Below are 12,176 nucleotides of genomic sequence, written 5' to 3'. Positions count from 1 at the left end.
TGAAAGCATAAGTTTTGATTGCAACTAAGATGAGCGCCAGTAAAATGCTGGCGTTTTCTAGTTTTAGGTATAGCAGCTATGCGTATTCACGCGGTACATGATTTATATGAAGAACGTTTAGCACGTTCTACACGCCCATTCAGAGCCCGAGGCTGCAAGGTTGAACGCTGTAGTTACTGTATGCTCCGTGAGCACCTGTGCATTTGTTCGGACAAACCCGTGATAAGCTCAAATGCCGCTTTCTTATTGGTTATGTATGATGATGAGGTATTAAAGCCGAGTAATACCGGTCGGCTTATCGCAGATCTGTTTGAAGATACTTTTGCATATATTTGGTCACGTACAGAGCCAAACTCTGCCATGCTTGAATTGTTAGAAGATCCTCAGTGGCAACCCTATGTCGTTTTCCCTGCCGAATATGCTCAACCAGAGCGTGTTGCGGAGAAAGTAGACATCGATACGGGTAAGAGACCGTTGTTTATTATGCTTGATGGCAGTTGGGCTGAAGCTAAGAAAATGTTTCGTAAAAGCCCTTACCTGAATAAGTTCCCAGTCTTATCAATCAACCCGGATAAACCGTCTCGTTACAAAGTCAGGGAAGCTTCGAAAGAAAACCAGCTTGGTACTGCCGAGGTGGCTGCCCGTATTATTGACCTTTATGGCGAGCAACATAATGCGGATGTACTGGATCTCTGGTTTGATGTGTTTCGCGAGAATTACCTGACAGGGAAGATGAACCGGGTATTGCCGGATGATTCAGCCTTGAAGCAGCTAAAACAATATGTTGCTGCTTAATTGTTGAATTCGTTATCTTCTGTTTTGGTAATTTAGTAACAGCTAATTGTCATAAAATGTAACAGTTTGCTGTTTCTTTCGTCAAACGCGAGCTATGCCAACCGCTATCCCTACTAAATTTGTGCTAAGTCACAGTCAGTAGGTGTAGATGTGTGGATAATTTTTTCAGTTTTGTTTTTTTATGTTTTTTGCGGAGTGTGCAGGATGTACTACGGCTTTGATGTAGGCGGTACCAAAATTGAGTTTGGTGCATTTAATGAGAAACTTGAGCGAGTAGCGACAGAACGAGTACCGACTCCGGGTGATGATTACGACAAATTAGTCGATACGTTAGTGGACATTATTCAGAAGGCAGATAAGGAATTCTCTTGTGAAGGCCACATTGGTATCGGTATCCCAGGAATGGAAGATGCTGAGGATGGCTCTCTGCTTACATCTAACATTCCTGCAGCTAAAGGGCACACTCTTCGCAAGGATCTTGAGGAAAAATTAGGCCGTAGTGTTTCTATCGACAACGATGCAAACTGTTTTGCCTTGTCTGAAGCATGGGATGAGGAGCTTCAAGGTGAAAAATCTGTTCTGGGCCTGATTTTGGGCACCGGATTCGGCGGAGGTCTGGTTTTCGATGGTCATGTATTCTCTGGCAAAAACCACGTAGCCGGCGAACTGGGTCATACTCGTATGCCTATCGATGCATGGTTCCACCTTGGCGAAAATGCACCATTGTTTGAGTGTGGCTGTGACAATAAGGGCTGCATCGACAACTACCTGTCTGGTCGTGGTTTCGAGCAACTGTATACTCACTATTACGGCGAAAAAGTGAAGGCGATTGAGCTGATCAAACGTCACGCTGCCGGTGATGAGAAGGCGGTTGAACATGTTGATCGCTTCATGGAAATGCTGGCTATCTGTCTTGCAAATCTATTTACTGGTCTTGACCCGCACGTTGTCGTACTTGGCGGTGGCCTGTCTAACTTTGAGCTGCTATATACAGAGCTGCCGAAGCGATTACCTAAACACCTGCTGTCTGTAGCACGAGTGCCAAAAATCGTGAAAGCCAAATATGGTGATGCTGGTGGTGTTCGTGGTGCTGCATTCCTGAACATCAAGTAACATCAGAAAGCATTTAATTTGTAGAAAAAGCACTGCTCGGCAGTGCTTTTTTTTATTTTTTTCCAAAAACTTTGCTAAAATCCGCGCTCTTTTGTTCAAAACCGGAAAATCATAATGTCATTTCAAGCGTTGGGGCTGCAAAGCCAGCTAGTTGATACCGTTACTGCCCTGGGGTTTCAAACGCCAACTCCCGTTCAGCTGCAGGCAATCCCTGAGGTGCTGGCCGGTCATGACATTATGGCTGGCGCGCAAACCGGTACCGGGAAGACAGCGGCTTTTGGCCTTCCGCTGCTACATCAATTACTGGATAAGCCCGATAGTCAGACTGAGGCTGCTACTGTTAGCGAAAAGGCTGACATTCAGATCAGGGCGCTGGTACTGACACCTACTCGTGAGCTTGCTCAGCAGGTTTATGACAGTATTGCCTCGTATAGCGAGAATACGGAGATAAAGTTAGCGGTAGCGTATGGCGGTACCAGCATGAAGACTCAGGTTAGTGCAATTCGTGCAGGTGCCGATATCTTGGTTGCTACACCGGGCCGACTGCTTGATCATGCTCATGTTGGTACCGTTGATTTATCAAGGGTGGAATACTTCGTTCTTGATGAAGCCGATAGAATGTTGGATATGGGCTTTATTGATGACATCAAACGCATCATGCGTCGCATGAAAGCCAGCCGCCAGACGCTGTTTTTCTCTGCAACCTTTTCGAAGCAGGTCAAAAAACTGGCATATGATATTTTAGATGAGCCGAAGCTGATAGAAGTCACTCCGTCAAACAGTGCTGCGGTTACGGTTGAACAAATGGTCTACCCCGTTGATAAGCACAGAAAGCGCGAGCTACTTTCATACCTGATTGGCTCAAGAAACTGGCAACAAGTGCTGGTCTTTACCAAGACGAAACAGGGCTCTGATGCCTTGGCCAAAGAGTTGGGGCTGGATGGTATCAAGGCGGTTTCTATAAATGGCGACAAAAGTCAGGGCGCAAGGCAACGGGCATTAAACGACTTTAAAGAAGGTAAGGCACGTGTACTGGTTGCTACTGATGTTGCTGCTCGTGGCCTGGATATCGAACAGCTTGAATATGTCATCAATTTTGATATGCCGTTTAAGGCTGAAGACTATGTACACCGTATAGGCCGAACTGGGCGCGCAGGACAAACAGGTCATGCTATTTCATTGATGAGCATGGATGAGGAGTGGGCGCTACGAGCGATAGAAGAACTGCTTGATACCCGATTGCCACAGCAATGGTTAGAAGGGTATGAACCGGATCCTACTATCGACCTATCGGACAATAATCGACGCGGGCGTTCGGCCGAGAAGCGAAGGGCAAAGGCAAAGTCTAAAATCCACAAAAACCGTGGTCGTCGTATGCGATAACAGCGGTCTTTTTGCCGGGCATTACAAACATTATTTCGAAAAATAAGTGTACATTTCAGCCGCCATTCGATTCTCTTATATAGTGGCGGTTGTGCTGCTACGCTTGTTTTGATGCAGCGCTTTGTTTTTTTGTGCCAAAAATGGGCATTTATATAAAAATAAAAGTACAAAAACATGTGCCAGAAAGCGAATTAATTCACGATTAAAAATTAGTTGTTGTCATTGGCTCAGGCTATTTGCTACTGTTTGTGAAAATAAATCATTTATTATTCATAAGGCTAGCTGTAGGTGAGAGATGTGACAGAGCTTACCCAACGACTGCGCTCGACTGCCTATTTTCTTATTTTTATTACCACGTCATCTTACCTATTATATCAATGTGGTGTATTTGACAGAGAGTTTGTTATTTCGCCACGGAATGCGACCTTCCAGAATATTGACGATACCACCCAAGGTGGAAATACACAGTCGTGGATTGATTACGATGGTAAGTCGTTAAGTTTAAGTTGCCAGATCGCCGATGCGGCAAAATGGCCATTTTGTGAAGTGGCTATTCACTTATCATCGGGCGTTAAAGGGATTGACCTTAGTCAATATCATTCTATCGGTCTGGACATTGACTACAATAGCCCGTTGAGTGACGAGCGCATTCGAGTGTATTTGCGAAATTTTGATCCGGCATATTCCAGTAAAAATGATCCCGTATCATCGAAGTTTAACGCGATCGAGTTTGCTCCCGGGGTAGGGAATGGAATACAAGTTATCCCTATGCGGGCTTTTCAGGTCTTGTCCTGGTGGATTGCTGACTACGAAGTGCCGATTGAATATTCCGGGCCGCAGTTCAATAATGTCACGATTATAGAAATCGCGACCGGCAGTAACGTAAAACCAACAACTTATAGTCTTAAATTGAAACAGCTGGTGTTTTATGGCGAGTGGATTTCGGAATCTATGCTGTTGCGTTTTAATATTTTCTTATGGTTACTCAGCGCTATTGGTTTTTTAGTCTGGGAGCGGTGGAAGCTACATTGTGGTCTTAAGGAAATAGAGAAAAAAACAATTCAGTTGACGAATGCAAATAAAAACTTGTATCAGGAAAACTTGTTTTTTGAAGAGCTTGCCTATAAAGATACATTGACTGGCACGAATAATCGTAATGCGGTTGATAGATGGCTGCAGGAAGTTCTCGAGCATGCGAGAATAAATCATCAACCTTTCTCTATTATTTATCTCGACATTGATCATTTTAAGTCGATAAATGATACTTTCGGCCACCATAAAGGGGACGAGATCCTCCGGGAATTTGCGCAGCTGCTGAATAACCGAATTCGACGAACTGATGTGTTAGTTCGCTGGGGCGGTGAAGAGTTTATTATTTTTTGTTCAGGAACAGACAAGGCAGGAGTTACAGGTTTCAGTGAAGAACTTCGTCAAATAATCGAAAATAATGACTGGAATGATGGTTTGGCAATCACCTGTAGTATCGGTGTTGCTCAACTTTCTGGCCACGAGAATTTTGACTCATTGTTACAACGGGCAGACAACGCGCTCTATAAGGCGAAGAAACTGGGCCGTAATCGGGTTGCGACAGCTTAGTTGACACCTTTATTCGCCTGCTCTATGTTGGTGTTCATATTAAATAAATATGATGTTGCATCAAAGGTTCCCTATGTCTGAAAGTCTCACACGTTGCCCATGGGTAGATACAAGCAAACCTGACTACGTTGCATACCATGATCTGGAGTGGGGCGTACCCTTGTATGAAGATAATAAAATATTCGAATTCCTTATTCTTGAATCAGCGCAAGCCGGTCTTAGCTGGTACACCATTTTAAAGAAGCGTGAAAACTATCGTGGGGCATTTGCTAACTTTGATCCCAAGGTGGTTGCAACTTTTGATGAGGCGCAAGTTGAACAGCTGATGGAAAATGCAGGCATTGTTCGCAATCGCCGTAAAATTGAGGCAGCCATCAATAATGCTCAGCGTTTTTTGGAGGTGCAGGCTGAATTTGGCAGTTTTGCAAAGTATATCTGGGGCTTTGTTGGCGGAAAGCCGAAGACAAATCATATTGAGTCCTTATCTGACTACCCAGTGAAGACTCAGGAATCAGATGCACTGGCCAAAGATCTGAAAAAGAGAGGTTTTAAGTTTCTTGGTTCAACGACAATTTATGCGCACATGCAGGCTTCCGGTATGGTCAATGACCACAGCATTGACTGCTTCCGCAGAGCCGAAATACTGGAAGCCGAAACTGATAACTAATATTGCATATGGTTTGTATCAGCCAGTAAAGCTGGCTGATACAAGGGGTAACACCTGGTTTAAACTGTACATACCAGATTTAGGCCGGTTTCTTATTCACACAATGCTCAATGGCATTTGCAAGAAGCTCTGTTGCCGTCTGGTGACATTCAGTAAGGTTGTCATCAGAAACAGACACTGGTGCCGTGCGCTCTCCCCATTTGATAACACTTGCGCCCCAGGTTAGCCCGGCGCCGAAAGCGGCTGACAAGATAGTGTTACCCGGCTGGATCCTTCCTTGTTCAACGGCTTCACACAGTGCGATCGGCACGGTAGCTGCAGAAGTGTTGCCATACTTGTTGATATTGACGAATGCTTTTTCGATTGGAATACCTGCGTGATCGCATAGTGCCTCAATAATCCGTTTGTTAGCCTGATGAGGAATGACGATATCAATATCTTCACTGCTTAGTTGGGCTCGTTCTAGCACCGTTCGCGCAGCGGCATCCATTCCCCTAACGGCACGGCGGAAAATCTCGCGTCCGACAAAATCGAAGGCAAAATGGCCTGAGTTGGGATTAAACCGGTCCATACCGGTGCCAAATTGTGGGATAGCCAGGACGTCACGTCCTTCGGAGTCACATCCAAGCTGCGCATCCAACAGGCCGGATTCTTGCTCTGAACGGCTAACCACAACAGCACCGGCTCCATCACCGAACAAGACTGCTGTATCGCGCTGGCTCCAATCAAGAAGCCAGGACAAGCGCTCGGCACCGACTACCAATACATGTTCGTAATTGCCGGCCTGAATCATGCGTGTTGCTGTCTCGAGTCCGTAGAGGAAGCCTGTGCATGCCGCATTCATATCAAAAGCAGCGGCTTTGGTTGCTCCAAGCTCTCGTTGGACTTTTGAGGCAATATTGGGAATTAGTGTATCCGGTGAGCAGGTGGCAATGATAATTAAATCCAACTCACTGGCATCAATCCCGGCAGCTGCCAGTGCCCGTGAACCTGCAACTCTCGCCAGTTCAGAAGTGTTGACATGGCTGATATGGCGTGTCTCGATGCCTGTCCGGGTGCGGATCCACTCATCAGAGGTATCGACAAATTGGCTAAGTTCATCATTAGTTAATACCGTTGGAGGTAAACACTTCCCCCAGCCGGTTATTTCTGCATAGTACATAGGCTGTCTCTCAGTCATTATAGAACCGTGTTATTGAGGGCAAAATGATAAAGCAATCAATGCTTGTGATTGCGGCTGTTTCTAGACTGTAACAAACTCATCCCGGCAGCGATAGTTAACGAGTTGAAATTTTCGAGCTCAATCATGGGCTTAGAAAACATCATGCATTTGTTACGTGAATATCTCTATTGGCTGAACGGATTTAAATAGTGGAGCATTATATTGTGAGCAATAATTGGCGATTAAATACGGTGAGTACAATCTGTTATGATTGAACCCACTAGCATGGAATAACAATAAGGTAGTAGTGACGATTATGATCCGTTTTGGTGTGATTGGTACGAATTGGATTACGGATAGTTTTATCGAAGCCGCGGTGAAAACAGGAAAGTATCAGCTGACGGCAGTGTATTCACGTCAGCTGGATAAAGCTCAACAGTTTGGTGCAAAATACGGAGTCGAGAAGTACTTTGACAGCCTTGATGAAATGGCTGCAAGTGATGAAATTGATGCAGTCTATATTGCCAGCCCTAATTCACTTCATGGCCCGCAGGCCAAGCAGTTTATTGAGCAGGGCAAGCATGTTGTTGGAGAAAAACCACTGGCATCAAATTATGCAGAAGTAGACGCATTAATCAGCGTCGCCGCTGATAAGGGTGTTGTTCTGTTCGAAGCCATGAAAACGACGTATACCCCGAACTTTTTGCGCATACGTGAGTCGCTACCTAAGCTCGGGAAGCTGCGCAAAGTGTACTTTTCTTATTGCCAACTGTCCTCTCGCTACGGGAAGTACCTGAATGGCGAAAATCCTAATACCTTTAATCCGGCCTTTTCCAATGGCTCGCTGATGGATATCGGTATATATCCGTTAAGTGCTGCAATTGGGTTATTTGGTGAGCCGAACAGCTTTACCGCACAGGGAGCGTTGTTGGATTCAGGAGTGGATGCGCACGGCACGCTAGTGCTTCATTATAATGGGTTTGATGCAGTTATCAGCCACTCAAAAGTCAGTGATGGTTTGATCCCGAGTGAACTACAAGGTGAGCAGGCGAGTATGCTGGTTGACGGGATTTCGGAGTGTAAGTCTGTTTCGTTACATCGTCCGGGTGAAGGCGCTGTTGATTTGAGTGTTGTACAAGAAGAAAACGTGATGTATTACGAAGCGCTTGAATTTGCTCGTTTGGTTGAATTGCAGCAAGTGGATCATTCAGGGTTGGACAGGGCTCGTATTGTTAGCGCTATCATTACTCAGGCCCGAGATATTATTGGCGTTCGCTTCCCGGCAGATGAACAACCACTAGTCTGATAGCAAAGACATAAAAAAAGGTGGCCAGTTCTGGCCACCTAAAAGGAAATGATTATTTATAGTTAGAATAGTGCAGGGCGAAAACTTACCAGAACATCCATGCAAAGGCCGAAAGGGCACCGATACAGGCAATGTTGAGATAGATACCGGCTTTCATCATTTCGCTTTGCTTAATATGACCAGAGCCGAAGACTATCGCATTAGGCGGTGTAGCCACAGGTAGCATGAAGGCACACGATGCAGCAATTGCAATCAAGGCTGACAGGATAACAGGCGATACTCCCAGTGCTTCAGCAACTGTTGCGAAAACTGGTACCAGAAGGGCGGCACTGGCAGTGTTACTGGCAAACTCGGTTAGGAATACCACGAACCCGGCAACAACCAATATTGTGAAGAACAGGCCGGCTTGCTCTAGGAAGCCACTTAGGCTGTGAGCAAGGAAAACACTGGTGCCTGTTGCTTTCAGAACATTACTCAGACAGATACCGCCACCGAACAGTAGTAGTACACCCCAGTCTGTCGATTTCTCAATATCTTTCCACTGAACAACGCGAGATACACCAAGCAGAACGATTGCAGATAGCGCGACTAGGGTGTCAAATTTGCTAAATCCGCCTAAGAATGCATTGATTGGTTTGCTGAAAATCCACATCAATACCGTCAGGCCAAAAATAGCTAGCGTTATCAACTTACCGTTGTCCCACTCAACCGGCTTGTGGTCCAGTTCAAACGTATGCTTTAGGTTCGGCTTTAGCATGAAGTAAAGCATACCTACAGTGATTGGTAGCAAAATTATCGATACAGGCAGGCCGAACGCCATCCACTCGGTAAAGCTCAGGCCAACTTCTGCAGCGGCAATGGCGTTTGGTGGGCTGCCGACAACTGTTGCGATACCACCAATACTTGCGCAGTAAGCGATACCTAGTAATACAAACACATAGGTGCCACGTTCGCTTTTAGCATTCACTTTGTTCAAAACGCCGAGTACGAGAGGGAGCATCATAGCTGTCGTTGCCGTGTTGCTGATCCACATTGACAGGGCTGCTGTTACACCAAATAACATAAAGACGGCGACTGACATACGCCCTTTTGCAATAAGAAGAACTTTATCGGCAATGGCCTTGTCCAGTTCTTGCTTGTGTAATGCAGCAGCAAGGGCAAAACCACCAAGGAACAAGAAAATGATTGGATTGGCAAAGTTGCTTAGTGCCTGTGGTGTTTTGAATATCCCAAATGCGACAGCCATGATTGGAACAAGTATAGCCGTAATACTTACATGAACCGCTTCTGTGAGCCATAAAACAGCCACAAAGGCCAGAATGCTCAAGCCGATCACAACGTCTTCCTCGAAGGGAAGGGTATTTAACAAAATGGTAAACAGGGCGATGTCTGCCAGTAGAATGATACTATTCCGGTCAAACAGCCACTTTTTCAGTGTCAGGGTTAAGGCTGTCATATGCTTTCCTTTCGCTAGTTATATTAATAATGCGCAATGCGATGCACAACATGTCACTTAAGTTGAATGTTACAGAAACTTTGATAATTGTTAACCACTGGGTGGTTGTTTGTTGTGCTTTTGGCTTGTTGATTATCTTTTTTGTGAGGTTATTGTCTGCGAATGTGTGGAAATGTACCCATCAGAAACTCGGCTAGATAATCATGCTGCGAAAGGATGAACTAGGTACGCTTGTTAGTTGAATTTTCTGTGGGCTCCAGAATTTATCATATTTACGCTGGGCAAGTTGGAATAATGAGTTAAAAAAGATGTTTGGTGGTATTTTTTGCTTACTGAGTACTTATATTTTGAGGCTTGTTGCAGTTGGTTGTGATTCAGTCAGTAGGATAATTATTTATTCAAAATATGTGTGTTAGATCACAGATGTAGGCTAGGGTGGCAAAAAAACTTTAGGTGCAAATTTATGCCTTCGGTATCATAAATTCAAAAGGAATTGTAAATTAATAAAATTTAATAAAATTATAAGGCTAGGTCATTATGGGTTCCAAAACGCAGGGGTTGCGTAAGCGCGTTCATAGCGAGGCACAGGCGCATATGAAAGATGTGCGAATGAAGTTTTTAAAAGCGTATATCGAGAAGGAAGGAAAACAAAAGGCGAGCTAACAGTTTTACTTCCAATCGTTAAACCGCAATCTCTGATGATATAAGAAAGCCACTGAATAAACGCAGTGGCTTTGTTGTATTGATGATATTGAGCAACTCATCCGCTGGTTTGCTGCTCTTCTGTCGTTGGTTCTTCAATTTCTTGCTTTTCAAGCACGGGCCCTTCAAGGATCGCCTGTTCGGTGGCTATAGGCTCTTTGGGGCCGAGGAAGCGAGGTTGAATGTCTAACAGGTAAAGGTCGACCACAGCTTTCACTCTTGCAAGAATTTCCCGAACACGTATTTTTAATCCAGCCATGCCTCTGGGCTCCGGAACTGCAAGACAAATCGCATCAATGTCGTTGCTTTGTGCAATAAACAGTGCCCGTTCACAGTGGAACTTTTGGGTAATGATAACGAAATGATCGGCCTCGAAGACGTTCTTGGCTCTGACGATGGAGTCCAGTGTACGAAAACCGGCGTAATCCAGAACAATGTCTTGATCTGGAATACCGGCTTTTAATAAGTCTCGTTTCATTGTCCAAGGCTCGTTGTACGAGCGATGTGCGTTATCACCGCTTAGCAGTAAAATATTGACTTTCCCAAGCTCATATAGCTCGAGAGCGGCAGACATGCGGTAGTCGTAGTAAGGATTGAGGTTCTTGGCGATGTACTTACTCGTTCCTAGCACCAGACCAATAGAGCGCGAAGGGATGAGAGAGGGATCAAAAAAGATGCGATCCGTAGTTGATTCCGATATCCAACGATCGATAAGCAAACTCGTTCCGGTAAGAACGATACAGAGAACTGCAGAAATGCGAATGAAGGAGAGCAGTTTCATATAAACCTAAGTGTAACTATTAAATGCTATCGGCAATAGTACCCTAATACCTTATCAAGGTACTATATGCCACAACCCTTTGAATTGTTAGTTAATTGTCAATTATAGTCAATGTAATGTGAGAGTAAGGTCAGACTCTTTGAATCGAAGGTACGTTTGGTTGGAAAGTGATAGTTAACAGCCAACTCTGCAGATGGCTGTTAAGTATTAAGTGCTGAGCCAGTACTATTTCTCGTGTTTAGAAAGGAGGCTCGAAGTGAGTTCTAAAGGTTCAAAATAGTGCTCCTGCTTATTCCAACTCGAAAAAATACCCGTGTCATAGCCGTAAATTAACTGAACCTTGATAACGTCTTTTTCTAATGACAACTCGTAGCTATGAACGATTATCTCTGCAATATGGTGAGCGAGTTCTTTATCATCAACTATATTTTTTAATAGGTATACGTCTGCGGCAACATAGGTAGTGTTGGTCGTTTCTCCCTCTGTTGTTTTGAAAACAGTTTCCCCGTCAGTTACGTTTACCGAGAGTACTGAAGGAACTTCCATCACAGCATCTTGAGTTGTACCAAGTTTTGTAAGGAGCTCTGCTTGATCGTTATCTGGTAATAATAAGGGTAAGCTAAGCATCGCTGCGCAAAAGAGAGAAATGACAACCAAGTGTGGTCGCCATACTTTTCCAACATCTTGTTGCTCATTATTGATGTTTACAACGTAGGTACCAACGGCCAGGTCATGTAGTGACTGTCTCGTTGTACGGTTGAAAAGGTATAGGTAGTAGGTAGAGAATAGCCCGCCAAAAATAATAAGAGGGTATAAGTACTCCAAAAGCATCGGTGTAATATTACCACTAGGCTGGACACCATTAAGATATACAGGGATATATAAAATTAAATATCTGCTACATGACCTATTAACAGTTATTGTATTGTTATTAGAATCAACAACCTTTATTTTAAATAGCTTTTTACCAAGTGTTTGCCCGTGGCCAAGGCTGCTATTTAATATGCTGTAGTAAAGCAGTGCAATTGAAAACCCAATCAAGTTCCCCCAGTTTCCTATTTGAACGAAGAAGTCTTGAAACATGAAGCCTAAGCAGAAGCCACTGGTACCAAGTATGCTAATGTCGACTAAAAATGCTGCAATTCTTCGCCAAAAACTAGCAATCCATCTTTTGTTCTTATTATTTTCTTTCATCGTACTTCCTTAAATGAACCA

Annotated in this window: 11 protein-coding genes; 7 read left to right on the top strand and 4 right to left on the bottom strand. The window is 44.4% G+C overall.

The window, feature by feature from the left end; genetic code table 11:
* Positions 1–78: 78 nt before the first annotated feature.
* From L4D19_RS19450 to L4D19_RS19430, 5 genes are all read left to right on the top strand, one after another.
* A complete protein-coding gene (locus L4D19_RS19450) occupies positions 79–795 on the top strand; it encodes a tRNA-uridine aminocarboxypropyltransferase (RefSeq protein ID WP_428453865.1) in 717 nt (238 codons plus the stop codon).
* Positions 796–999: 204 nt separating this feature from the next.
* Positions 1,000–1,908: an N-acetylglucosamine kinase gene (nagK, locus tag L4D19_RS19445; RefSeq protein ID WP_160655150.1), complete on the top strand. Its 909-nt coding sequence runs from the start codon at positions 1,000–1,002 to the stop codon at positions 1,906–1,908.
* A gap of 114 nt (positions 1,909–2,022) precedes the next feature.
* Positions 2,023–3,291 (top strand): DEAD/DEAH box helicase, encoded by a 1,269-nt coding sequence (locus L4D19_RS19440; protein ID WP_428453864.1) that lies wholly within the window; start codon positions 2,023–2,025, stop codon positions 3,289–3,291.
* Positions 3,292–3,588: 297 nt separating this feature from the next.
* The gene (locus L4D19_RS19435) at positions 3,589–4,887 is read left to right on the top strand and encodes a GGDEF domain-containing protein (RefSeq protein WP_428453863.1); all 1,299 of its coding nucleotides are present in this window, start codon (positions 3,589–3,591) and stop codon (positions 4,885–4,887) included.
* A gap of 73 nt (positions 4,888–4,960) precedes the next feature.
* A complete protein-coding gene (locus L4D19_RS19430) occupies positions 4,961–5,554 on the top strand; it encodes a DNA-3-methyladenine glycosylase I (protein ID WP_428453862.1) in 594 nt (197 codons plus the stop codon).
* A gap of 79 nt (positions 5,555–5,633) precedes the next feature.
* Here the strand turns inward: L4D19_RS19430 and L4D19_RS19425 are convergent, their stop codons facing one another.
* Entirely contained in the window at positions 5,634–6,716 is a 1,083-nt protein-coding gene (locus L4D19_RS19425; RefSeq protein ID WP_428453969.1) for a ketoacyl-ACP synthase III, read from the bottom strand.
* Between the two features lie 316 nt (positions 6,717–7,032).
* On the opposite strand from L4D19_RS19425, the gene L4D19_RS19420 reads away from it, so the two are divergent.
* Complete coding sequence (locus L4D19_RS19420; RefSeq protein ID WP_428453861.1) at positions 7,033–8,022, top strand: Gfo/Idh/MocA family protein; 990 nt, start codon at positions 7,033–7,035, stop codon at positions 8,020–8,022.
* Positions 8,023–8,107: 85 nt separating this feature from the next.
* Here the strand turns inward: L4D19_RS19420 and L4D19_RS19415 are convergent, their stop codons facing one another.
* Positions 8,108–9,478 (bottom strand): SLC13 family permease, encoded by a 1,371-nt coding sequence (locus tag L4D19_RS19415; RefSeq protein WP_428453860.1) that lies wholly within the window; start codon positions 9,476–9,478, stop codon positions 8,108–8,110.
* A gap of 537 nt (positions 9,479–10,015) precedes the next feature.
* On the opposite strand from L4D19_RS19415, the gene L4D19_RS19410 reads away from it, so the two are divergent.
* Positions 10,016–10,141: a hypothetical protein gene (locus L4D19_RS19410; RefSeq protein ID WP_428453859.1), complete on the top strand. Its 126-nt coding sequence runs from the start codon at positions 10,016–10,018 to the stop codon at positions 10,139–10,141.
* A gap of 97 nt (positions 10,142–10,238) precedes the next feature.
* Here L4D19_RS19410 and L4D19_RS19405 read toward each other — a convergent pair whose 3' ends face one another.
* Complete coding sequence (locus L4D19_RS19405) at positions 10,239–10,961, bottom strand: SanA/YdcF family protein (protein ID WP_428453858.1); 723 nt, start codon at positions 10,959–10,961, stop codon at positions 10,239–10,241.
* A gap of 225 nt (positions 10,962–11,186) precedes the next feature.
* Positions 11,187–12,155: an RDD family protein gene (locus L4D19_RS19400; protein WP_428453857.1), complete on the bottom strand. Its 969-nt coding sequence runs from the start codon at positions 12,153–12,155 to the stop codon at positions 11,187–11,189.
* Positions 12,156–12,176: the final 21 nt, after the last annotated feature.

The organism is Photobacterium kasasachensis (assembly GCF_050336885.1).
Lineage (GTDB): Bacteria > Pseudomonadota > Gammaproteobacteria > Enterobacterales > Vibrionaceae > Photobacterium > Photobacterium kasasachensis.
The sequence above is the reverse complement of the archived record's forward strand: the minus strand, read 5'-3'. Positions and strand labels throughout refer to the sequence as shown.

Coding starts and splice junctions, on each gene's coding strand:
- L4D19_RS19450 (WP_428453865.1), top strand. CDS start 79: ATGCGTATTCACGCGGTACATGATTTATATGAAGAACGTTTAGCACGT.
- nagK (WP_160655150.1), top strand. CDS start 1,000: ATGTACTACGGCTTTGATGTAGGCGGTACCAAAATTGAGTTTGGTGCA.
- L4D19_RS19440 (WP_428453864.1), top strand. CDS start 2,023: ATGTCATTTCAAGCGTTGGGGCTGCAAAGCCAGCTAGTTGATACCGTT.
- L4D19_RS19430 (WP_428453862.1), top strand. CDS start 4,961: ATGTCTGAAAGTCTCACACGTTGCCCATGGGTAGATACAAGCAAACCT.
- L4D19_RS19425 (WP_428453969.1), bottom strand. CDS start 6,716: ATGTACTATGCAGAAATAACCGGCTGGGGGAAGTGTTTACCTCCAACG.
- L4D19_RS19420 (WP_428453861.1), top strand. CDS start 7,033: ATGATCCGTTTTGGTGTGATTGGTACGAATTGGATTACGGATAGTTTT.
- L4D19_RS19415 (WP_428453860.1), bottom strand. CDS start 9,478: ATGACAGCCTTAACCCTGACACTGAAAAAGTGGCTGTTTGACCGGAAT.
- L4D19_RS19410 (WP_428453859.1), top strand. CDS start 10,016: ATGGGTTCCAAAACGCAGGGGTTGCGTAAGCGCGTTCATAGCGAGGCA.
- L4D19_RS19405 (WP_428453858.1), bottom strand. CDS start 10,961: ATGAAACTGCTCTCCTTCATTCGCATTTCTGCAGTTCTCTGTATCGTT.
- L4D19_RS19400 (WP_428453857.1), bottom strand. CDS start 12,155: ATGAAAGAAAATAATAAGAACAAAAGATGGATTGCTAGTTTTTGGCGA.